The sequence below is a fragment of the Pseudomonas sp. LAMO17WK12:I5 genome (assembly GCF_900215165.1).
In the GTDB taxonomy this organism is placed as follows: Bacteria; Pseudomonadota; Gammaproteobacteria; order Pseudomonadales; family Pseudomonadaceae; genus Aquipseudomonas; species Aquipseudomonas putida_A.
In genome coordinates, this window is sequence record NZ_OBDS01000005.1 from 101,810 (window position 1) to 125,586 (window position 23,777).

The window sequence follows — 23,777 nt, forward strand, 5'->3', positions numbered from 1 at the left end:
AATCAAGGAGCTTCACCATGATCAAACCAACACCCAACCCACCCGAAACCGCGTCGGTTTCCCCCTACGAATCCATCGATTCCAAAAAACTCCACGAAGCCGCCGACCGCGCGCTCGACCATTACCTCTGTCCGCCCGGTTCCACGCCGCCGCCACGTAAACACCGTGGGATGTATGCCGTGACGGCGGACAACAAAACCGAAGAGCTGCTGGTGGATGCCAGTGAAACGCTTGCTTCGGCCAAAACTCTCGCGCAGAACATTGCCAGTTTGTTGCCGGTGTCGCAGCGGCACGCGCTGGCGGGGATTGCGCAGTTGATCATGCTCGGGGAGTTGGCGGTGAATCGGGCTTTGGATAATTTGCAGTTGCCGGGGTGATGTAGGTGTCGGGGACACTTGGTGATTGATCGGGTGTTCATTCTGACGCCTTCGCGAGCAGGCTCGCTCCCACAGGGTTTTATGCTGATTGCGGATACCGTGTGGGGGCATGCGTTGTTTTGTTGCCTGAGATGTTTGTGTAGGAGCTGCCGGAGGCTCGGGCCGCGATCGGACGATCTTTTGATTTTGGTTTTAAAAGATCAAAGTCAAAAGATCGCAGCCTTCGGCAGCTCCTACAGGGGGCGGTTCAGTAGGGTTTCCAGGCGGGCCAGGGGTGGGGCGTCCTGGTTGCGGTTGAAGACCTGGATGCCGACCTTGAGCAATCGGCCGTTTTCGGCTGTGGCGATTACCTGCTCACACCGCAACAACAACCGCCCTTGATCACAATCAACAGCTTTCACACCGGTCGGCAATCGACCTTCCAGCCGCAACTCCGCCATGCGTGTCTGCGCCGCAATCATCGCCACCGAGCGATCCCGCAGAACTCCGCTGCTTTGGGTCATCAACCCCGCCACGCGCACGGCCGCCGACATCGCCACGGCAATGATCGCCAGCGCCACCAGCACTTCAATCAGGGTGAAACCCGTTTCTCGGGAACACGCGCGCATAAATGGCCCAAAACCCAAACACAGCCCTCGACCCTAACCCCCGTCCTTGACGGCTTGACGACGAAAACTCCCGAGGATTTTCAACATCCCTGACATATCTTCTTGCAACACTGCGCGTCGAATCGAATCAAGCCAAGGGAATGTCGAGATGGATATCGCGCAGTTCAAACAGCCCAGCCGACCGAGCCGGATGCCCCGTGGGCAGCAGGGTTTTACCCTGATCGAGATTATGGTGGTGGTGGTGATTCTCGGGATTCTGGCGGCGATGGTGGTGCCCAAGGTGCTCGATCGGCCGGATCAGGCGCGGGCCACGGCGGCGAAGCAGGATATTGGCGGTTTGATGCAGGCGCTGAAGTTGTATCGCCTCGATCACGGTACTTATCCGAGCCAGAGTCAGGGTTTGAAAGTGCTGGTGGAGCGGCCGGCGGATGCGAAGAACAGTAACTGGCGTTCGTACCTGGAGCGTTTGCCGAATGACCCGTGGGGTCGTCCTTATCAGTACCTCAACCCCGGCGCGAATGGCGAGATCGATATCTTTTCTCTCGGTGCCGACGGTCAGCCTGACGGCGACGGCGTGAATGCCGATATCGGTTCCTGGCAGCTGTAAGGCCGGCGATGAACAGCCAATCGAACCAGCAGGGGATGGCGATCATCAGTGCGCTGCTGATTGCTGCGGTGGTCGCGGTGATTGCGGCGGGGATGTTGACCCGGCAGAGCGTTTCGACCCGCGCGCTGGAGGCGGATCAGCAGCGGGTGCAGGGGCGCTGGGTGTTGCACGGTGGGCTGGAGATCAGCCGGCAATTGCTCTGGGATGCGCGGCAGCGTGATCCGTTGACCCGGCTCGATCAGCCGTGGGCGCAGCGCTTGAATGCGCAGGGTTTCGAGGGGCGGCTGGAAGATGAGCAGGGCAAGTTCAACCTGCGCAATCTGGTGGCCAACGAACGTATCGACGAGGCGCAGGTGCAGGCGTTTCAGCGGCTGTGCGCGTTGATCGGCATCAGCGCCGGGTTGAGTCAGCGCATCAGTCAGCGGGTGATCGGCTCTTATCCGTATCTGTTGAACCCGCAGATTGCCGAAAACACCGCGAGCAAAAGCGCCTTTGACAGTGGCCGCGCCACGTCACCGAATGCATCGCGCAAGCCACAGAATCCGAAGTTGCCGATGCTGCGCAGTGTCGATGATCTGCGCAGCGTCGAGGGTGTGAATGAGGTGGTCATCGGCAAACTGGCGCCGTACCTGACGGTGATTCCGGCGACCACTTGGCTCAATGGCAATACCGCCACCGCGCCGGTGCTGGCCGCGTATGTGCCGGGGTTGTCGCTGGAGCGGGCGCAGGCGCTGATCAATGAGCGCGACGCCGGACGCTGGTTCATCAACCGTGGCGATTTTGTTAACCGCTTGCGTATGCCCAATCTGGAGCTGACCAGCGTCAAGGTCGGCATCACCAGCGACTGGTTTCGTCTGCGTGGCGAGGCGCGGCGTGATCAGCGCCGAGTCAGCCTCGATGCGTTGTTGCACCGCAGCGAGGATCGTCTGCCGCAGGTGATCTGGTCGCGGGTGGGCGTATGAGTCAGTTGCGTGTGAGTTTGCCGCCACTGGCGGGGTTGAGTCTCGACAGTGAAATGGACTGCGCGTGGCTGGACCGGCAGGGGCAGGTCATTCGTGAGCAGCGCCAGACCTTTAGCCAACTGGGGCAGTTAGCGAAGCAGCCAGCGCTCAGCGTTTTTCTGCACCCGGCGGACAGCCTGCTGGCGAGCATCGACCTGCCGCCATTGCCGGCGAACAAGACTGCAGCGGCGGTGCAATGCGCGGCGCAGGCCTTGATGCTCGGCGACAGCAACGACATGCACATCGCTCACAGTTCGCGGGATGAAGCGGGGCAGGTGCAGATCGCCTGGGCGCCGCGTCAGCGTTTGCAGCATCTGGGGCAATTGCTGAAGCAGGCCGGGCTGAATCTGCGCGGCTTGTACCCGGCGGCGTACAGCTTGCCGGTGCTGCCGGGCACGGTGGCTTGTCGGCAGGACGGCCATTTGTTGCTGCGCGAAAGCGTGCAGGTGGCGCGGGTGCAGCCGCTGTTCGACGAGGAGATTGGCGATTGGCTGCTGAGCTGCGGCACGCCGCTGCACTGGATCGGTTCGGCAGCGCCCACGGAAGCGCAATTGCCGATGGCCGAGGCGCAACGCTGGACCGGGCCGTTGCCCAGTTGGGGCCTGCAGAGTGCGGTGCAACAGCAGCGCAGCGAGCATCGCGGTTGGGGCCGGGCGCTGGGGCTTTGCGCATTGGCGGTGGCGGTGTGGGTCATCGGCTTGAACCTGTATGCCGCCCGCGAAGCCAGTCAGGGTCAGCAGCTCAAGGCGCAGATGGCGCAGCGGGTGAAGCAGGCCTTTCCCGAGTTGCCGGTGATCCTCAATCCGCTGCAGCAGGCGCGTCAGCAACTGGCGGCGCGGCAGAGGGGCGCGGCGGAGGATCCGGCGCAGCCGTTTAATCGGCTGGTGTTGCAGGCCGGCAGTGGCATGCCGTTCATGGCCGGCACGGTCGAGCGCCTGACGTTTGTCGACGGCACGTTGCAGTTAAGTCTGCTGGCCGATGCCCGGCGCAGCGCCAATGACAAGGACAAGGATTGGCAAGCCGCATTGGCTCAGGTCGGGATCAGTGCGACGGCTGACGATGAAGGTTGGCTGCTGCGACCGAGCGACGAAGTCACCACTCCCGACGAAAGCGCTGACGACAGCGGAGCAGAAGATGAATAAGGCATCGCTCGCGGTGTACCGCGCCCGTTGGCAGCGTTTCAGCGCGCAACTTCAGGCGCGCTGGCAAGCGCTGGCCCTGCGCGAAAAACGTATGGTCGGCGGCATGGCGGTGGTGTTGCTGTCGCTGTTGGTGTGGGTCGCATTGATTCAGCCGCCGCTGAAAAAAATCACTTACTGGCAAAGCGAAACGCCGAAGCTGCGCGCGCAGACCGAAGCGCTTGAAGTGCTGTTGCGCGAGGTCAGCGTACGTCCGCCGGGGCAAAGCATCGAGCAGTCGCTTGAGCAGACGCTACTGGCTGCCGGTCTGGCCGGACACTATCAATTTCAGGCCGGAGAGGCCGGCGCGTGGCAGTTGACGTTCGACGCGGCGCCGGCCGATGCAGTGCTCGACTGGCTGCTGAGCACCCCGGCACAACTTTCTCTGCAAGTGGTCGAGGCCCGTCTGCAACGCGCCGACAACGCTTCGACCGAAGTCACTGCCGGCACATTGTCAGGCACCGTTCGCATGGATCAGGCGCTGGGCGCTAAGGAAGCTTCATGAAGGGGTCAGGATCCAAACCGGCGCGCATGGCGTTGCCGATGCTGCTGATGGCATTGAGCGCGTGCAGCAACACCACCACGCCGCCGAATCAGCCGCCGTTGCTGGTGGACAGCGAACTCGGTCGCCCATTGGCCAACACCCAGCGCAGCGGTGATGCGCTGCTCGATCGGCAACGCGCCCAGGCACAAACCGCACCGCAACCACGGCAGATGCACAACATCACCGAACGCGCGCGCAGTGGCGGCGCCCCGCGCGGCAGCACACTGCCGAGCAATCCGCTGGGCGATCAGCCGGTGACGCTGAATTTTGTCGATGCCGATATTCAAGCGGTGGTGCGCGCGTTGTCGCGTTCCACCGGCCAGCAGTTTCTGGTCGATCCTCGGGTCAAGGGCAGCCTGACGCTGGTCTCGGAAGGTCAGGTGCCGGCACGCCAGGCTTATGACATGTTGCTCGCGGCGTTGCGCATGCAGGGTTTCAGCGTGGTCGATGTCGGCGGCGTCGCGCAGGTGGTGCCGGAAGCCGATGCGAAACTGCTCGGCGGGCCGATCTACAGCCCGGACAAACCGGCCGGCAATGGCATGCTCACCCGCACCTTTCGCCTGCAATACGAGAACGCGGTGAACCTGATTCCGGTGTTGCGCCCGATCGTCTCGCCGAACAACCCGATCAATGCCTACCCCGGCAACAACACCATCGTCGTCACCGATTACGCCGAGAACCTGACCCGCGTCGCCCAGTTGATCCAGACCATCGACACCCCGAGCGCGATCGACACCGACGTGGTGCAGATTCAGAACGGCATCGCCGCCGACATCGCGCCGATGGTCGCCGATCTGCTCGACGCGCCGGGCAACGATCCGACGCAGAAAATCGCGGTGATCGGCGACCCGCGCTCCAACACCATCATCATCCGCGCCGGCAGCCCCGAGCGCACCGAGCTGGCGCGCAACCTGATCTACAAACTCGACAACGCGCAGAGCAATCCAAGCAACCTGCACGTGGTTTATCTGCGTAACGCGCAAGCGGCGAAACTGGCGCAGGCCCTGCGGGGGCTGCTGACTGGCGAGAGCGACAGTGGCACCAGCGACAGTGCGCGCTCGGTGCTCAGTGCCATGGGCAGCAATGGCAACAACAATGGCGGTTCGAGCGCGCAGAGCGGCACGCAAACCAGCGGCAACACCTCGACCACGTCGAGCACCGGCAGCACCGGCGGCAGTTACGCGCAGGGCAGCAGTTCGACCGGCAGCGGCGGCAGTCAGGCCAGTGAGCAGAACGTCGCGTTCAGCGCGGGCGGGGTGACGATTCAGGCTGACGCCACCACCAACACCTTGCTGATTTCCGCGCCGGAGCCGTTGTATCGCAACCTGCGCGAGGTGATCGACCTGCTCGACCAGCGCCGCGCGCAAGTGGTGATCGAGAGCCTGATTGTTGAGGTCGGCGAGGACGATGCCAGCGAATTCGGTGTGCAGTGGCAGACCGGCAATCTCGGCGGTAAAGGTGTGATCGGCGGGGCGAATCTTGGCGGTTCGGGGATCAATCTCAACGGCAAGACCAGTCTCGATGTGCTGCCGCAGGGCTTGAACCTCGGTTACGTCAACGGCACGGTGGACATCCCCGGCATCGGCAAGATCCTCGACCTGAAAGTGCTGGCCCGGGCGCTGAAGAGCAAGGGCGGCACCAACGTGCTGTCGACGCCGAACCTGCTGACCCTCGACAACGAAGCGGCGAGTATTTTTGTCGGCCAGACCATTCCGTTTGTCAGCGGTAGCTACGTGACTGGCGGCGGTGGGACCAGCAACAACCCGTTCCAGACCGTGACCCGGGAAGAGGTGGGCTTGAAGCTCAACGTGCGGCCGCAGATTTCCGAGGGTGGCACGGTCAAGCTCGATATCTATCAGGAAGTCAGCAGCATCGACGAACGCGCGTCGGCCAGCGCGACGTCGGCGGGGATCGTCACCAACAAACGCGCGATCGACACCAGCATCCTGCTCGACGATGGCCAGATCATGGTCCTCGGCGGCTTGCTGCAGGACGGCTACAGCCAGAGCAACGAAGCGGTGCCATGGTTGGGCACCTTGCCGGGGATCGGCGCGCTGTTTCGCAACGAACGCCGGGCGATCACCAAGACCAACCTGATGGTGTTCCTGCGCCCGTACATCATCCGTGACAGCGAAGCGGGGCGGAGCATCACCCTCAACCGCTACGACTTCATGCGCCGCGCCCAGGGCGGCCTGCAACCGGAACGCAGCTGGGCAATGCCGGACATGCAGGCGCCGCAGTTGCCGACGGCGGCGCAGGGTGTGCCGAGCCCAGTTCCTGCTTCGGGCCCCCGCGCGACTATAAAAGCGGTGCCGATCGAAAGGAGTACACGCTTTTGAATCCGACCCTCAATCTGAGAAGTAAACCTGTGGTGAGGGGATTTATCCCCGATGAGCAGCGAAGCGGCCCCAAAACCTATGCACGCGGTCAGTCAGATGTATTCGGTTATCAGGTTTCGGGGCTGCTGCGCAGCCCATCGGGGATAAATCCCCTCACCACAAAAACATGTTCAGACCCGAGAGTTGGGAAGGTTTTGAGATGAGTTCACTTCCCTACGCCTGGGCCAAGGCCCAGCGCATTCTGCTGTGCGACGGCGTGCTGACCGTGTGCCCATCGACTCCCGGCTGGTCGATCAGCGAGGTGCGGCGGCAGTTCGGTGAGACGTCGCTCAAGCGCGTGCGCGACGATGAACTCGACGGCCTGCTCGCCACGGCCTACGCCGACACCGGCAGCGCCGCCGCTGTGGTCGGTGCGGCAGAAAACGAAGTCGACCTCGACCGGCTGATGCAGGACATGCCGGAAATCACCGACCTGCTCGACACCCAGGACGGTGCGCCGGTAATCCGCATGATCAACGCCTTGCTCACCCAGGCCGCACGCGATGAGGCCAGCGACATTCACATCGAACCGTTCGAAACCCATTCGGTGGTGCGCTACCGGGTCGACGGCACCCTGCGCGACGTGGTTTCGCCGCGCAAGGCGCTGCACGGTGCGCTGGTGTCGCGGATCAAGATCATGGCACAGCTCGATATCGCCGAAAAACGCCTGCCGCAGGACGGCCGCATCGCCTTGCGTGTAGCCGGGCGGCCGATCGATATTCGCGTGTCGACCGTGCCCACCGGGCATGGCGAGCGCGTGGTGATGCGCTTGCTCGACAAACAGGCCGGGCGCCTGCATCTGGAAACCTTGGGCATGGACGCGCAGGTGCTGGCCAAACTCGATCACCTGATCCGCCAGCCCCACGGCATCGTGTTGGTCACCGGCCCGACCGGCAGCGGCAAGACCACCAGCCTCTACGCCGCGCTGGCACGCCTCGATGCCAGCACCAGCAACATCCTCACCGTCGAAGACCCGGTGGAATACGACCTGCCGGGGATCAGCCAGATTCAGGTCAACGCCAAGATCGACATGACCTTCGCCCTGGCATTGCGGGCGATCCTGCGGCAAGACCCGGACATCATCATGATCGGCGAAATCCGCGACCTGGAAACCGCCCAAATCGCCGTGCAGGCTTCGCTCACCGGGCACCTGGTGCTGGCGACGCTGCACACCAACGACGCGGTGTCGGCGGTCAACCGCTTGATCGACATGGGCGTCGAGCCGTTCTTGCTCGCGTCGTCGATGCTCGGCGTTCTGGCGCAACGCTTGGTGCGACGCCTGTGCAATCAGTGCAAACAGCAAGACCCGGCAGCGCCGGGCACCTGGCGACCAGTGGGCTGCGCCGCATGCAACCACACCGGCTACAGCGGTCGCACCGGCATCCACGAATTGTTCTGCATCGACGACGACATCCGCACCCTGATTCACCAGGGGGCAGGGGAGCAGGCCTTGCGTGCGGCGGCGGCCAAGGCCGGTATGTTCAGCCTGCGCGAGGACGGCGAGCGCTGGATTCGCAGCGGCGCCACCGCGCCTGAAGAAATCCTCCGTGTGACCCGGGACGCCTGATGAATCGCTATCGTTTTGAAGCCGCCGACGCTACCGGCAAGATCGAGTCCGGGCATCTGGAAGCAGACAGTCAGGGCGCGGCGTTCGGCGTGTTGCGCAGCCGTGGGTTGACCGCGTTGTCGGTGCACAAGGAGAGCAACGTCGCCCAGCATGGCGGCGGCGGTCTGTTCAGTGCGCGTATGTCGGATAACGATCTGGCTTGGGCCACCCGGCAACTGGCGAGCCTGCTCGGTGCCAGCCTGCCGTTGGAAGCGGCGCTCAGCGCGACGGTGGAGCAGGCCGAGAAAAAACACATCGCCCACACCCTCAGTGCGGTGCGCGCCGATGTGCGTAGTGGTATGCGTCTGGCCGAGTCATTGGCCGCGCGACCACGGGATTTTCCGGAGATCTACCGCGCGTTGATCGCTGCGGGCGAGGAGTCCGGCGATCTGGCGCAGGTGATGGAGCGGCTGGCGGATTACATCGAGGAGCGCAATAACCTGCGCGGCAAGATCCTTACCGCGTTTATCTATCCGGGTGTGGTCGGGCTGGTGTCGATCGGCATTGTGATTTTTCTGCTGAGTTACGTGGTGCCGCAGGTGGTCAGTGCGTTTTCCCAGGCGCGGCAGGATCTGCCGGGGCTGACCTTGGCGATGCTCACCGCCAGTGATTTCATTCGGGCGTGGGGCTGGTTGTGTGCGGCGCTGATCGCCGGTGTTTTCTGGAGCTGGCGCCTGTATCTGCGCAATCCGGCGGCACGTTTGAGTTGGCATCATCGGGTGCTGAAGTTGCCGCTGATCGGGCGGTTCGTCTTGGGCCTGAACACCGCACGTTTCGCCTCGACCCTGGCGATTCTCGGCGGTGCCGGGGTGCCGTTGCTACGGGCGCTGGAGGCGGCGCGGCAGACGCTATCCAATGATCGGCTCAGCCTGAGTGTCAGCGACGCCACGGCCAAGGTTCGCGAAGGGGTCAACCTCGCGGCGGCGCTGCGGGTGGAAAACGTGTTTCCGCCGGTGCTGATTCACCTGATCGCCAGCGGCGAGAAAACCGGCGCACTGCCGCCGATGCTTGAGCGGGCGGCGCAGACCCTGTCCCGCGATATCGAACGGCGGGCGATGGGCATGACCGCGTTGCTCGAACCGCTGATGATCGTGGTGATGGGAGGGGTGGTGCTGGTGATCGTGATGGCGGTGTTGTTGCCGATCATTGAGATCAATCAGTTGGTGCAGTAGCTGATTTTTCGGGTGTCTGGTCTGGCGTCATCGCGAGCAGGCTCACTCCTACAGGTGTAATGCATTTCAATTTGTAGGAGTGAGCCTGCTCGCGATGACGCCGGCCGAAACAGCAAAAAATTCAAATATTTTCCCTTCAGCCTGATACTCACCCGACCCTGATTCCCCCCATCCTCGGGTTCTCCTTTCTGTCATCTGCAACCACCCCGCAACGGCTGCAGCCAGTTTCAGCCAAACCCACGATCCAGACACCTCGCAATCCCCCGCAAACACCCGAGAAAACCGTCGGAAAATCAGCGCGCAGCTCCCGAGGTTTTTTCCTTTATCTGTCACCGGAAACTGCGAATTTCTCAGTGCGACTTAACCACGGACCCCGCTTGCGAAGGTCAGCGGTGAGTCTTCCCAGTGTCATGCAAGACCCCTGAAAACCTGTGTTCACAACCATCGTTGAAAAGGAGATTCTTCATGTTCAAGCGCACTCTGATCGCCGCTTCCCTGACCGTCGCCGCTCTGGCTTCCGCTCAAGCCATGGCCGTTACCGGTGGTGGCGCCACTCTGCCAGCCGCTCTGTACAAAGGTTCTGCCGACAGCATCCTGCCTGCCAGCTTCAGCTACGCCGCCGTGGGTAGCGGGGCCGGCAAGACCGCTTTCCTGACCAACAATCCGGCCGGTTTCAGCACCACCGGCACCGTGCATTTCGCCGGTAGCGACTCGATCCTCAGCGCTTCGGAACTCAGCACCTACAAGAACACTTACAACGCTTCGTACGGCCCGTTGATTCAACTGCCGTCGGTGGCCACTTCGGTTGCCATCCCGTACAAAAAAGCCGGCCAGACCGCGCTGAACCTGACCAGCGCTCAGCTGTGCGAAGTGTTCTCGGGCCAGAAAACCACCTGGGGTGCTCTGCTGGGTACTTCCGACGCGACCACGATCCGCGTTGTTTATCGCAACGTTTCCAGCGGCACTTCGGAAATCCTGACTCGTCACCTGAACTCGGTCTGCCCGACTCAGTTTGCGACCAACTCCACCTTCACCAGCGCTCGTATCGGCGGCATCGCTCTGCCTTCGAACTGGGTTGGCGTCGCCAACACTTCCGAAGTTGCCACTGCCGTGAACGCGGTTGACGGTTCCATCGGTTATGTAGGTCCGGACGGCGTCGATGCCACCAGCAACGCTGTTGTTGCTCGCGTCAACGGTGTTCAGCCGACTGCGCTCAACGTGACGCTGGCGCTATCGTCGGTCAATCCTCCGGCGAATGCTATCGATGCTGCCGATCCGTCCAAGTGGTCGCCAGTGGTTGCTAATCCGGCTTCGGGTTACAAACTGGCTGCCTACACCAACTTCATCTTCGGTCAGTGCTACAAGGATGCAGCCGTGGCCGCGGACGTCAAAGCCTTCCTGACCCAGCACTACAGCAACCCGGGCAACAACACTGCGACCCAGGCCCACAAGTTCGTCGCCGTGCCTAATGCCTGGAAAACCGCTGTGACCGCCAACTTCATCACCAACACCTCGGGCAACAACCTGGACATCAACAACGCCAGCGTCTGCAACGCTATCGGTCGTCCTTTGTAAGCTCGCGCGGTCGTAACGCCGATGACGGCAACCTTCGGGTTGCCGTCATTTTTTTTGGCTCGGATACACGCCGAACATGAAGTTTGTGTGACATCCGTTCGGTCGCGCCTCTCGCCAACGGCCTATGTCGTAACAGCAGGTTTTTGCAGGCCTGCGGCATCTTTGGCTACCAAAGTGTGGCAATCAAAAAAGGATCTCGTAGTGATGCTCGCTCGCCCATCCCGTCGTCGTACCCACGTTCAGTCCTTCCAGCGTGATGCCGTGGAGCCGGCGCTGTGGCTGCTCAAGCCATTGGCGCACGCGGTGGCGTTGTGTCTGGTGGCGGGCAGTGCGCAGGCGCAGACGGCGTTCAGTTCGGGATGGTTTGCGGCAAAGGGCGCAGCCCAACAGGCCGCGGCGGCGCGTCCGAGCGTGGGTGGCTTGCCGGGGATGACACCACCGCTGGCCCAGCAGCAAAAAGCCAATGCGCAGTTGCAGCGCTCGATTCAGACCCTGAACAACACGGTTGCCGCGATTGCCGCACAACAAGCGGCGCAGGCGGCCGGACGCGCTGCCGCGTTGGGCACGGTGCAGGTTGTGCCGGACGGTCTGGGCGAGGGCGCTTTGAAAGTCGATAACAGCCTGACCCAGGGTTGGCAGAACGCCAAGGGCCCGCAACAGACTCAAGTCGACGGCAAGACCACGGTGAAGATCGAGCAGACCGCCGACAAGGCGATCCTCAACTGGGAAACCTTCAACGTCGGCCGCAACACCACCGTTGAATTCGCCCAGCAGTCGAACTGGGCAGTGCTCAACCGGGTCAACGACCCGAATGCCCGGGCCAGCCAGATCCAGGGCCAGGTCAAGGCCGACGGCACGGTGATGCTGATCAACCGCAACGGCATCGTGTTCAGCGGCAGCAGTCAGGTCAACGTGCGCAACCTGGTGGCCGCTGCCGCCAACATCACCGATATCCAGTTCCGTGATCGGGGTCTGTATTTCGACAGCACCGGCACCCAGCCGACCTTCACCGATGCCGCCGGCAAGGTGTTGGTGGAACGCGGTGCCTCCATCGACACCCACAAGCCGGCATCGTCTACCGCTGCCGGTGGTTATGCCTTGCTGCTCGGCAGCGAAGTGCAGAACGACGGCAGCATCAACTCCGCCAAGGGCCAGACCGTATTGGCCGCCGGCGACCGTTTCTACATCCGCAAAGGCTCGGGCACCGAAGGCAATGCGCTGTCCACCACATTCGGCAGCGAAGTCATTCCGGGCTTCAAGGCCGGTGCCGTTGCGGGCAAAGTCACTAACAACGGACTGATCCAGTCTGCCACCGGCGACATCACTCTGACTGGTCACGAAGTAGTGCAAAACGGCGTATTGCTCGCCAGCACGTCAGTGGCGACGCGGGGCACGATTCACCTCTCCAACCCGAGCACCGATGCTAACGACAGCGTGACGCTGGGACAGGGCAGTGCCACGGCCATCATGCTCGACAGCAGTGACCTGACCGCCCTCGACAGCCAGCATCAGGCCGCGCTGACGGGCGTCACGGCCAACAACCGGATCCGTGGCGATCAGTCACGCGTCGAGATTCAGAGCGGCGGCAGTGTCGAGTTCCAGAACGGCTCGATCACCCTGGCCACCGGCGGCCAGGTCGCGGTCAGCGCACAACGCCGCAGCCTGGTGCGCGACGGCGCGATGATCGATGTATCCGGTGCCCTCGGCGTCAAAGTGGCAATGGAAAACAACAGCATCAAGATCAACGTGCAAGGCAACGAGCAGCGCGATGCCTCGGTCAACCGCGAGAAGGGCGCGCTCAACAGCAATGACATCTGGGTCGATGTGCGCGATCTGGTGTATGTACCGGCCGGCACCAACGGCTACGCCACGGATCGCTGGTACACCGCCGGTGGCCTGTTGGAAGTCGGTGGTTATCTCGGCACTCAGGGCCACAGCGTCGGCGAATGGATGGCTCAGGGCGGCACGGTGAGTTTTGCCGGCAACGACGTGGTCACGGAAAAAGGTTCGTTGATCAACCTGTCCGGCGGCACTCTGGATGTGCAGAGCGGCGAGATCCGCCAGAGCTGGCTGCGTGGCGCCGACGGCAAGTTGTATGAAGTGTCGCGCGCGCCGGGGGACCTGCTCTACAGCGGCCTGTACAAAGGCTATGAAGACAGCAGCCAACGCTGGGGCCAGACCAGTTATTACTACAGCCCGCTGATTGCCCCGCGCTCGCGTTTCGAGTCGGGTTACACCGTGGGCCGCGATGCCGGACAACTGGTGATCGCCACGGCCAACGCCGTGCTCGACGGGCAAATGATCGGCGAGGTGTATGAGGGCGAACGGCAGAATCAGGCGCCGAAACCGGTGCTCGATGGCTATGAGCAGAGCCAGACCGCGCTGGCCCGGCGGGCGCAATTGATCGTCGGCAGTTATGACCCGACCTTCGTCGCGGCGTCGAATGGCCTGCTCTACACCCTCGATCCATTGCTCGATCAGGTGCAGATCGGTGGCGCGCGTCCGGTCGCTAGCAACGATCCGGACTTGACCGGCGTGGTGTCCGATGCCCGCAAAGGCAAGCTGTATCTCGATAACGATCAGCTCAACGGATTCCGCCTCGGTGCACTCAAGGTTTCGGCCAAGGATCAGATCGCCGTTGACGGTGCGCTGACGGTCGATAACGGTGGCGACATCACCCTGTATTCCCCGGATGTTCAGATCGGCGCCGACCTGACCGCTCGCGGTGGCAGTCTGCGTCTGGGCAACGTACTCAATCAGTTCAATGGTGGCGCAAACACCGACACTCGCCTGGCGGCCCAAGCCGACAAAACCACGCAAACCCGCATCGTCGAGGGCGTGCATCTCGACACCCGAGGGCTGTGGAGCAACCTGCGCACCAACCCGGACGATAACGCCAGCCTCGCGTATCTGAACGGTGGCCTGATATCGATCCGCAGCAGCGGTGATATCGACGTCGCTGCCGGCAGCCTGCTCGACGTTTCTTCCGGTGGCGCCATACTCGCCAATGGCAAGACCCGGGGCGGCAAGGGCGGTGATCTGACGCTGGAGTCCAGTGCCATTTCCGCGCCGGGCACATCGCATCTGAACCTCAATGGCGAACTGCGCGGTTACGGCGTCACGGGCGGCGGCACCTTGACGGTGCAGGCCAACAGGATTCTCGTCGGCCAGACGGATAAAGCCCTGGCAGACAATACCCTGCAACTGTCCACTGACCTGTTCGGCAAGGGGTTCTCCGCCTACAACCTGATCGGTCTCAACGGGCTCGACGTTGCCGAAGGCGCCGCGATTGATGTGACCCTGCCGGTGTACCGTTTCGGTGATGCGGCACCCAACCAGGTCAGTGGCGCCGATCCGCGAACGGCGCTGGAACTGTGGTCACCGACGCTGTTCCAGGAAAACCCGACCAAGGGCGTGCTGACCCAACGCGCCGGCGCCAGCCTGACCTTGCAAGGTGGCGCGACGCTGGTCGGGCTGATAGACGCAGCCAACAGCTCGCTGACCCTGGGCCGTGGCTCGCGCATCAGTGTCGACCCGGGGCAGAGCATCAAGCTGCGCGGTGCCGGGCAGATCACTGTCGACGGTGAACTGAATGCCTGGGGCGGCACGATCGATATTCGTCAGCAACAATTCGGCTCGATCCAGCCGGCCACTTCGATTCAAACGGCTGATCCGAGCGCACATGACCGCTCGATCTGGATCGGCGAGCAGGCCGTGCTGGATGTCTCCGGGCGTGCGAATACGGCGACCGACACCCTGGGCCGCACTTACGGGCAGGTCGGCAAGGGCGGCAGCCTCATCATCGGCGGCGAGATCGATGCGAAGCTGGCAACCGCCACGGCTGCCGATGCCTACGTGATTGTACGTCCGGGCGCGCGGCTGGATGCCTCGGGCACCGAGGCCGTTCTGGATATCGCCGGTCAAGGCCCGACTCGTATCGCAACGGACGGCGGGCGCATCAGTTTGAGTTCCTATAACGGTCTTTTCGTTGAAGGCAACTTGCGTGCGGCGGCGGGTGGCGTCGGGGCGGCCGGTGGTCGTCTGGAACTGGCGCTGGAGACGCCGTTGTATTCCGATTCGGCGAGCAACGCGGTGCGCTCGCCGAGGGAAATGATCATTGGTCAAGCGGCAGAAAACGAGCTGCTGCCCGCGAACCTGCAACCCGGCGAAGGCGCCGATGGCTTGCGTTACGGTCAAGCCCGTCTGAGTGCCGATGGCTTGATGACGGGCGGTTTCGACAATCTCAGCCTGCTGAGCAACGGTCTGTTGTCGTTTGACGGTGACGTCAATCTGCGCATGAATCAGAGCCTCAGTCTCTTCGCCGCAGCTCTGTCTCTCGCCGAGAATTCCAAAGGCACGGCACGGATCGACTTGAGTGCTCCGTACCTGCGCCTGTCGGGTGTGGGCACCTACTTTGCCGGCTTCAGCATGATGCGCCCACGACTGCTCCCTGGCCCGACGACCCGGTTGTCCGACGCGACGTTCAATGCCAGCGCGAACCTGTTGGATGTGAGCAATGGCCTGTCGTTCGGGGTGCAGGGTTCGATCCTGCAATGGCCGGCGCCGGCCGTTGAATACAGCCGTCGGGCTTTCGGTCTGGTGAGCCTCGACAGCAGCGGCGACCTGCGCTTCCTCGCGCCGAATGATGGCGCGGAGAAAACCAGGCTGTGGACGCCGGGCGACTTGAACCTCGGTGCGGCGCAGATCTATCCCGCCACCGGCGTTCAAGCTGAGGTGCGTGCCGGTTATCAGGGCGCGGTCCCGGTTTCCGAACACACCTTGCGGATCAGCGGCCACGGCGCGGCACCGACTGCGGTGCCGTACTCGGCATTCGGAAAGCTGATTTTTTCCGCCGCGTACATCGAACAGGGCGGTGTCTTGCGTGCACCGCTGGGCAAGATCGTATTGGGTGACGATTTGCTCAGCACCACTCACGAGGTTCGTCTTCTGCCGGGCAGTCTGACTTCGGTCAGCGGTGCCGGTCTGGTCATGCCGTACGGTGGCACCACGGACGGTATCGACTATCGCTATAACGGCAAATCCGTGGTGCTCAACGGCATCTCCGGCGAAACATCAGGCGTGTCGATCGGCACGCAGTTCGCCGATGTGCAAAGCGGTGCGGTCATCGACCTGTCCGGCGGTGGCGATCTGCGTGGCGCCGGTTTCGTGTCCGGTCGCGGGGGTTCCACCGATGCACGTTTCAACCCGCTGGTGCGCAATGCGACTGACGGCACCTTCAGCCTGCCGGGGCTGGCGACCAATCCGGTCTACGCCATCGTGCCCGGCAACCAGAGCAGCTATGCGCCGATGCTGGCCGAGGCCGGTGCAGTCGATCCGCGCATCGGCCAGCAGGTCACTATTGGCGCCGGTGTGCCGGGGTTGGCGGCGGGTACTTACACACTGTTGCCGTCAACGTTTGCCCTGATGCCTGGTGCGTTCCGGGTTGAGGTAAACGGTCAGGCAGCACCCGGCGTGACAACGGGGGCGTTGCCACTGCGCAATGGTTCATGGACCAGCAGCGGGCAGATGTCGATTGCCAATACCGGCCTGCGTGACAGCCTGGCCAGTCAGTTGATTCTCACGTCAGCCGATGTGTTGCGTCGTTACTCGCAGTACAACGAAACCGGTTTCTCTCAATTCATCCAGAGCGACGCCGCCCGGCGCGGTGTGCCGCGTGCGCTGGCACCCATGGACGGCAAGACACTGGATCTGCGCTTGGCCGCCGGCGGCAAGCAAGACATCGCTTTGCAGTTCAACGGGCGCACGCTGTTCGAGGCTGCCGAGGGCGGCATGGCCGGCACAGCGGTGGTACGTGGCGGCAACGCCGGGAGCAGCTTCGAGATACTGGGTGCGGGCCGTGCATCGACACCGGGTTTCAACGGTGTGTCGCTGTACGCCGACACGCTCAACAGCCTCAACGCGGGGCGGCTGACCATCGGTGCGATGCCGAATGTCTTGTACAACACGACCGCTAACATCATCGGCTTCCTGGGCGCGAGTGAAAGTATTGTCTTGCGTGAAGGGGCGATTCTGTCTGCGCCGCAGGTTTTGCTGCGTACCACGTCAACGCTTGGCGGCATCACGGTCGAGGCGGGAGGCGGGATCAATACGCTGGGGCGTGGCAACGTGGCCTACGACTCGCTGGCCGGTTACGTTTATGAGCCGAAAGGTTCCAGCCTGTTGGTCGTTTCCAACGGCTGGACCAATGTGCTGGCGCCGGAAGCGGCCAGCGGCATCAGCGGCGCGGGCAGCATCCGGATCGGCACTTGCGCAGCGAGTGCGTGCAACAATCCGGCCCTGCTGTATTCGAACGGCAGTATCACGGCCGCTACGGATAACCAGTTCGAACTCGGTGAAGCGGTGCGTTTCGGCACCCGTCATCTCGCACTGTCGGTCGGCTCGGTCAATGCCGGCAGCGCCCAAGCACTTGCAGGGGCGGGCAGCCGCGTGCCCGCCGGCCTCACGCTCAACCAGAACGTACTCGACCGCTTGCTGCGCGGTGATACGCAGTTTGCCGCGCCGGCCCTGGAAACCCTGAGCCTGACCACTCGCGACGCCTTCAATTTCTACGGCAGCGTCAGCCTCGACACGATCGATCCACAGACCGGTCAGAGCAAACTGCAGAACCTGGTGCTGGTCACCCCGGCGATCTACGGTCTTGGCAATGCCAACGATGTGGCGAGTATCCGCACGGCCAACCTGACCTGGAACGGCGCGACGCAAAGCGCCGGCAGCGTCATTACCGGTGGCGCCGGTACGGGCAGCGGCACGCTGGACATTCAGGCCCAGCGGATCGAGCTGGGTTACGGCCCGATGCCTCAGGCCAGCGGTCTGGATCAGAACAATCGTCTGGCGCTGGGTTTTGCCAACGTCAACCTCAGCGCCAGCGAGCGCATCACCGCCAATCACAAGGGCAGCCTGGCGGTGTATCAGGAGCAGGGCGCCTACGATCCGCTCACGGGTTACCGCTACAGCGGCGGCAATCTGAATCTGCGTACGCCGTTGCTCACCGGTGAGGCGGCATCGGTCAGCCTGCTCAAGGCTGGCAACAGCCTGACGCTCAGCGGCGCCGCGGCTACCGGGGTGGCGAATGCTTTGGGTGCGGAGTTGAATCTTGAAGCCCGCGATGTCGTGCTCGACAGCCGTATCGCCTTGGCCAGCGGCAAGCTGACGGTGAAATCCGAAGGCGATTTGGCCCTCGGCGGCAATTCCGTGCTGGATCTGGCCGGGCGGACTTTGCCGTTCAACGATGTCAGCAAATACAGCTGGGGCGGCGACGTATCGCTGTACAGCGCCAACGGTAATATCCGTCAGGCAGCGGGCTCGCGAATCGATCTGTCGGCGAACAACAATCAGGCCGGTAACCTCAGCGTCGTCGCTCTGGCCGATGCGGGCGGGATGGTCGATCTGCGAGGCGAGATCCTTGGCGGCAGCAGCGGTTATTACGACGCTGGCGGCACGCTGGTGCCGTACAAGGCCGGCGGCGTGGACATTCGCGCGCAACGCCTGGGCGGTGACGCCACTGAGCAGTTTGCCGCGCTCAACCAGCGCCTGAACGCCGGGCAGGTGTTCGGCAGTCGCAGCCTGCAACTCAAGCAAGGCAACCTGGTGATCGGCGACGGTCTCAAGGCCGGTGAGGTCAATGTGTCGGTGGACAATGGCAGCCTGACGGTGGCTGGTCTGATCGACGCCAGTGGCGAACGTGTCGGCAGTATTCGTCTGTCGGCGAAAAATGGCCTGACGCTGACTGGCAGCAGCGTGCTCGATGCCCATGGTCGCGTACTGCGGGTCGACAGCTACGGCGAGATCATCGATGCGCCGAACCGCGCCACGGTCGAACTCAGTTCCGGTGATGGCTTGCTCACGCTGGGCACCGGCGCGCGCATCGACCTGCGCCACGGCACCGATGCCGTGCCCGGTTTCCTCGCCGGGCAACACGATGGAATGCTGCGCGGCACGCTGGAGCTGAACGCGCCACGCCTGGGCAGCAATGACATCGCCATCGACGCCAGCGGTGCGTTGACCATTCAGGGTGCACGCTCCATCGGCCTCAACGGTTTGCGCCGCTACACCGATGCCCGCGAGGGTGTCGATCAGGCAGTCAGTGGCCGGCCGTATCAAATCATCGATCAAGCCATGCTCGAACGCATTCACGGCGACAGCAACAACTTTATCAACGCCGCACTGGGCAACAACGATCTGCTGCAACGCAGGCTCGCCGGGTTGAATAACGCCACGTATGCCGACGCGTTCCATTTGCGGCCCGGTGTGGAGATCGCCAGCAAGACGGCTGACGGTGATCTGGTGGTGGAGGGCGATCTGGACCTTTCAGGTTATCGCTATGCCAGCCTCAATCCGCACACGCAATTGAATCCGTCGGTGTACGGTTCCGGTGAGGCCGGTAGTCTGGTCATTCGCGCCGGTGGCAACCTCGATATTTACGGCAGCATCAACGACGGCTTCGCGCCGCCACCGGAAACCCAGGACGATGCCGGCTGGAAACTGATTGCCGGTGTGCAGCCGTTCGGCGGCGATCTGATCGTGCCGGGCAGCGGAGTGACGCTGGCCGAGGGCACGCAGTTTCCGGTGGGCGCGACGCTCAATTACGACGTGACGATTCAGGGCGCGAGACTGGCCAGTGGCACGTTGCTGCCGACTCAGGCAGTGTTGGCTGAGGCATATACCTTCAGCGCCGGCACCGTGCTGGCGGGGGCGATCCACGACAGCAACGGTCATCTGCTGTATGCCGCCGGTACGCTGCTCAGCGACAGCGTGACGTTGCCTGCCGACACACGCCTGGGGGCCGGCATTCGCTTGAACAAGGCCACCGCCCTGCACGCGATGAACTGGCCCAAGGGGGTGCCGTTGCCCAGCGTTTACGATGCCGATCTGACGACCTCCTCCGGGGTGAAATTAAAGGGCGAGCTGGCCTTGTTGCGCGGTTCGCTGATTCCGTCGATGACCGATGTGAAGCTCGCCGAAGGCACTTCGCTGATCGAGTTGCGCCCGTTCAACGGCACACAACAGGGCAAGAACTGGGCGCTGGCCAGCATGCTGCCGTCGGGCAGTGCGTCGTGGTCGATGCGCGTGGTCGCCGGTGCAGATCTGGCTGCGGCCGATAGTCGTGCGGTCAAACCGCTGACCCCGGAAGGCAATCTGCGGCTGGCGGACAGTCATTACGGCGTCAACATCACCACGGCGGCGGGCAAGCTGGTCTGGGCTCCGGATAATCCCTTCTTTACGCCCTACGAGCCGGTCCCTGATGACATGCTCGAGTACTGCCAGCAGATTGCCGACTTGTGTGTACCCATGGCCCGTTGGGTCTGGGCGCCAGGCAGCGGAATGGGGCCGGACTACGAACCGGTTCCCGAGGAGGCTCAATTCATTTGTGATCTGCAGCCGGAACTGTGCATCGGCAACAATCCCGGGAAAACGGCCAAGGCCCATATGCAGATGTTCAGTGTTCTGCGCACCGGCACGGGTGATCTCGACCTGATCGCCGCCGGCAATCTGAGCATGGATTCACCGTTCGGCGTGTACACCGCCGGCACCCAATCAGCGAATATCGACCCGCTCTATAACCAGCCGCGCGGGCATCTTTCGGATAACGATTCGGTGTTGGGTACGGCCGGTGCCGCTTATGAAAAATGGGTCGACGGCGGCAGCGACAGTCTCTATCAGGCCTGGTATCCGCAGATGGGGGGCGACCTGACAATCAATGCCGGTGGCTCGGTTTCCGGTGATTCGGTCGGGACGAAAGCCCAATCGACAGCGAGCGGGTTCCGCGAGCAGATGGCCAGTGTGGCAGTGGGCAACTGGCTGTGGCGTCAAGGCACGGGAAACCCGGATGTGCCCACGGCCTGGTGGATCAACTTCGGCAGTTATTCCACCCAAATGAACTCAGATCGGGTGATCAACACTGAACCCTACCTGGTGGGTTTCACCGGTTTCGGTACCTTGGGCGGTGGCAATATCAGCCTGCGGGCTGGTGGTGATGCCGGCATGCTCAAACCGGTAGGCGATGCCGTTAACTACCCGCGAGGTCAGGGGCTGATCGTCGCGGTAGGCAGCACCGGTCGAGTCGCCAGCGATGGCAGCGTGCAGATGACCGGTGGTGGTGACATGGACATTCGTATCGGCGGCACGCTCAACCCTTCGCTGCAAGCGCGGGCCGGAGAAACCGGCTTCGGCCAACCGAATCATGATCTGCAGGGCGCGCTGATCAACCTGCGCGGCGCGGCACACATGACGGGTGGAGCACTCGGCGGCATCAACCTGCAGTACGGCGCCGGCGCCGTGTTCAATGATCTTCGGGAAACCCGCGCACTTGATCCGTTTACCTCGACCACCGGTAGTGCTTCCGGAGGCGTGGTGCTGATTCCGGGTGACTCGGGCATGAGCCTGAGCAGCCGCGGTGATCTGGTGTTGGGCGGTGCCGCGGATCCTGGGCGAGTGAGTCTGATGAACGCCAGCCCGATCATGGCGGCCGACGCAAGCGTTGAGCAGGGCGGTATCCTCAGTGGCTTCTCATTGTGGACGGATCACACCGCAATCGATCTGTTCTCGGCTGGCGGGAACTTGACGCCGGGCACACAGATATCCGAGTTCAGTACCAGCAACGGCCTGATCACGGGACGCAATACCTCGCCTACCGATGGCCGGTTTGTCTACCCGTCGATTCTGCGCGCGGTGGCGGGGCAGGGGTCCATCTATGCAGGGCCGTCCGCGACATTCATTGGCGTAAACAACTACCCGCTGCAAGGTTACTCACTGCTTCTGGCGCCGTCGAAGTCGGGGCAGCTTGAACTGCTGGCAGGTGACTCTATCTACGCCGGTGGCTATGCGATCAACCAGTCGGGGGCCAGCCCGATGGCCGTGGCTACCCCGTTCAACCCGGCATTCAATGCTTACACCAACAGCAACGCCGGAAAACCGCTGCGCACCAACTACAGCGACGATGGCGTGGCGGCAGAGGGCAACGTGCGATATCCGCTGTTTGCCTTTGGTCCCAACACCTACTCGGGATCGAACGACGTACAGGGGCCGGCGCGATTCTATGCGCTGACGGGGGACCTGGTGGGCATTCGCAGTGGCGAAACGTTGAGCTTTTCCACTTCCAGACGCACCTGGTACGAAGCGGCGGGGCCTGTGTGGATGATCGCCGGACGCGACATCGTTGCCTCTGGCACTGCCCTGGGGCAGCCTGCGGCCGTGCCGACAGTGGAAATGAGTAGCGGCAAGGAGGACATTTTTTCCACCGGCAACCTGTTCGTCCACAATGACCTGCGAGATGTATCGCGCGTCTCGGCGGGCCGCGACATTCTCTACAGCAGCTTCGATATCGCCGGACCTGGAACGCTGGATATCAATGCCGGGCGCAACATCCTGATGGAAAACCGCGCCAGCATCACCAGTCTCGGCTCGATAGTGGCCGGGGATCTGCGGCCTGGTGCCAGCGTGGTATTGCAGGCGGGCGTGGGCGCGCAGGGGCCGGATTACACAAGGTTCATCGCCCGTTACCTGAACCCGCAAAACCTTGCTGATCCGAATGCCTCTCTCAACGGCCAGCCGGGCAAAGTGGTCAAGACCTACCTCGACGAGTTGCAGAGCTGGCTGACGCTCGGCTACGGCTTCAGCGGCAACGCAGAGCAGGCACAGGCGTTCTATGCCGCGCTGCCAAGTGCCGAGCAGGCGATCTTTGCGCGGCAGGTGTACTTCGCCGAACTGCGCGCCGGCGGCCTGGAATACAACGACGCTGACGGTCCGCGCAAAGGCAGTTATCTGCGCGGTCGCAACGCCATCGCCGCACTGTTCCCGAGCACCGATGTGGCGGGCAATCCACTCCGCTACGACGGCGACATCACGCTCTACGGTGGTGCCGGGGTCAAGACCCTGTTCGGCGGCGATATCCAGATGCTCACGCCGGGCGGCGGTCAGGTGTTCGGCATCGAAGGCGCAGCACCACCTTCCACCGCCGGGATCATCACTCAGGGTTCGGGCAACATTCAGCTCTACTCGCAGGGCAGCATTCTGCTGGGGCAGAGCCGGATAATGACCACCTTCGGCGGCTCGATCCTCGGCTGGTCGGCCGAGGGCGACATCAACGCCGGTCGCGGCTCGAAAACCACTGTGGTCTACACCCCGCCGAAACGGGTTTACGACACTTGGGGCAATGTAACCCTGTCGCCTTCGGTGCCGAGCACCGGTGCGGGTATCGCCACACTCAACCCGATTGCCGAAGTCGCACCCGGCGACATCGACCTGATCGCGCCGCTGGGCACCATCGATGCGGGCGAGGCGGGCATTCGCGTCTCGGGCAACGTCAACATCGCCGCGCTGACCGTGGTCAACGCGGCCAACATCGCCGTGCAAGGCAAAACCAGTGGCGTACCGGTAGTGGCGGCGGTGAACACCGGGGCGATCACCTCGGCCAGTTCGGCGGCGTCTTCGGCAACCCAGGCCGCTGAGGACGTGGCGCGTCAGCAGCAGGCAGCGGCGCGGCAGAACCAGGCGTCGGTGTTCACCGTGCAGGTGCTGAGTTTCGGCAACGAACAACTGGCGCCGAGCCGTGATGGTGCCAGTCGTGCGCCTACGCCGGGGTATAACCCGAACAGCCCGGTGCAGGTGCTGGGTGCGGGGGCGCTGGATGAACAGGCCAAGCAGCAGTTGACTGAGGAGGAACGCGGGCAGCTGACATTGTAAAAGACTCTCGTGTAGTACGCTTCGGGCGG

Annotated in this window: 11 protein-coding genes; 10 read left to right on the top strand and 1 reads right to left on the bottom strand. The window is 63.0% G+C overall.

Features of this window, described 5'->3' with window-relative positions; genetic code table 11:
- Positions 1-17 precede the first annotated feature (17 nt).
- Complete coding sequence (locus CRO59_RS10140; protein WP_007968533.1) at positions 18-377, top strand: DUF6124 family protein; 360 nt, start codon at positions 18-20, stop codon at positions 375-377.
- A 233-nt stretch (positions 378-610) separates the two neighbouring features.
- Here the strand turns inward: CRO59_RS10140 and gspI are convergent, their stop codons facing one another.
- Positions 611-985, bottom strand: a complete 375-nt coding sequence (gspI, locus tag CRO59_RS10145; RefSeq protein WP_159988112.1) for a type II secretion system minor pseudopilin GspI — start codon at positions 983-985, stop codon at positions 611-613.
- 148 nt (positions 986-1,133) lie between these two features.
- Here gspI and gspG point away from each other — a divergent pair, with 148 nt between their 5' ends.
- The 9 genes from gspG to CRO59_RS10190 all read left to right on the top strand — a co-directional run bounded on the left by gspG (position 1,134) and on the right by CRO59_RS10190 (position 23,748).
- Complete coding sequence (gene gspG / locus CRO59_RS10150) at positions 1,134-1,592, top strand: type II secretion system major pseudopilin GspG (protein ID WP_011334561.1); 459 nt, start codon at positions 1,134-1,136, stop codon at positions 1,590-1,592.
- 8 nt (positions 1,593-1,600) lie between these two features.
- A complete protein-coding gene (gspK, locus tag CRO59_RS10155; RefSeq protein WP_097087200.1) occupies positions 1,601-2,554 on the top strand; it encodes a type II secretion system minor pseudopilin GspK in 954 nt (317 codons plus the stop codon).
- The gene (gspL, locus tag CRO59_RS10160) at positions 2,551-3,735 is read left to right on the top strand and encodes a type II secretion system protein GspL (protein ID WP_097087201.1); all 1,185 of its coding nucleotides are present in this window, start codon (positions 2,551-2,553) and stop codon (positions 3,733-3,735) included. Before gspK ends, gspL begins: the two co-directional genes overlap by 4 nt.
- On the top strand, positions 3,728-4,276 hold the full coding sequence (gene gspM / locus CRO59_RS10165; protein WP_097087203.1) for a type II secretion system protein GspM: 549 nt from the start codon (positions 3,728-3,730) through the stop codon (positions 4,274-4,276). The genes gspL and gspM overlap by 8 nt, the downstream gene beginning before the upstream one ends.
- Complete coding sequence (gene gspD / locus CRO59_RS10170) at positions 4,273-6,654, top strand: type II secretion system secretin GspD (RefSeq protein WP_097087205.1); 2,382 nt, start codon at positions 4,273-4,275, stop codon at positions 6,652-6,654. The genes gspM and gspD overlap by 4 nt, the downstream gene beginning before the upstream one ends.
- Before the next feature lie 199 nt (positions 6,655-6,853).
- On the top strand, positions 6,854-8,260 hold the full coding sequence (gene gspE / locus CRO59_RS10175; protein ID WP_097087206.1) for a type II secretion system ATPase GspE: 1,407 nt from the start codon (positions 6,854-6,856) through the stop codon (positions 8,258-8,260).
- Positions 8,260-9,471 carry a type II secretion system inner membrane protein GspF gene (gene gspF, locus CRO59_RS10180; RefSeq protein WP_007961842.1) on the top strand — a complete coding sequence of 404 codons (1,212 nt, stop codon included), beginning with the start codon at positions 8,260-8,262 and terminating at the stop codon, positions 9,469-9,471. The genes gspE and gspF overlap by 1 nt, the downstream gene beginning before the upstream one ends.
- A gap of 465 nt (positions 9,472-9,936) precedes the next feature.
- Entirely contained in the window at positions 9,937-11,046 is a 1,110-nt protein-coding gene (locus tag CRO59_RS10185) for a substrate-binding domain-containing protein (protein ID WP_097087208.1), read from the top strand.
- 204 nt (positions 11,047-11,250) lie between these two features.
- Entirely contained in the window at positions 11,251-23,748 is a 12,498-nt protein-coding gene (locus tag CRO59_RS10190; protein ID WP_097087210.1) for a filamentous haemagglutinin family protein, read from the top strand.
- The last annotated feature ends 29 nt before the right edge of the window (positions 23,749-23,777 follow it).

Bases quoted from the DNA above. Each gene is read 5' to 3' on its own strand.
- CRO59_RS10140 (WP_007968533.1), top strand. From the start codon at position 18: ATGATCAAACCAACACCCAACCCACCCGAAACCGCGTCGGTTTCCCCC.
- gspI (WP_159988112.1), bottom strand. From the start codon at position 985: ATGCGCGCGTGTTCCCGAGAAACGGGTTTCACCCTGATTGAAGTGCTG.
- gspG (WP_011334561.1), top strand. From the start codon at position 1,134: ATGGATATCGCGCAGTTCAAACAGCCCAGCCGACCGAGCCGGATGCCC.
- gspK (WP_097087200.1), top strand. From the start codon at position 1,601: ATGAACAGCCAATCGAACCAGCAGGGGATGGCGATCATCAGTGCGCTG.
- gspL (WP_097087201.1), top strand. From the start codon at position 2,551: ATGAGTCAGTTGCGTGTGAGTTTGCCGCCACTGGCGGGGTTGAGTCTC.
- gspM (WP_097087203.1), top strand. From the start codon at position 3,728: ATGAATAAGGCATCGCTCGCGGTGTACCGCGCCCGTTGGCAGCGTTTC.
- gspD (WP_097087205.1), top strand. From the start codon at position 4,273: ATGAAGGGGTCAGGATCCAAACCGGCGCGCATGGCGTTGCCGATGCTG.
- gspE (WP_097087206.1), top strand. From the start codon at position 6,854: ATGAGTTCACTTCCCTACGCCTGGGCCAAGGCCCAGCGCATTCTGCTG.
- gspF (WP_007961842.1), top strand. From the start codon at position 8,260: ATGAATCGCTATCGTTTTGAAGCCGCCGACGCTACCGGCAAGATCGAG.
- CRO59_RS10185 (WP_097087208.1), top strand. From the start codon at position 9,937: ATGTTCAAGCGCACTCTGATCGCCGCTTCCCTGACCGTCGCCGCTCTG.
- CRO59_RS10190 (WP_097087210.1), top strand. From the start codon at position 11,251: ATGCTCGCTCGCCCATCCCGTCGTCGTACCCACGTTCAGTCCTTCCAG.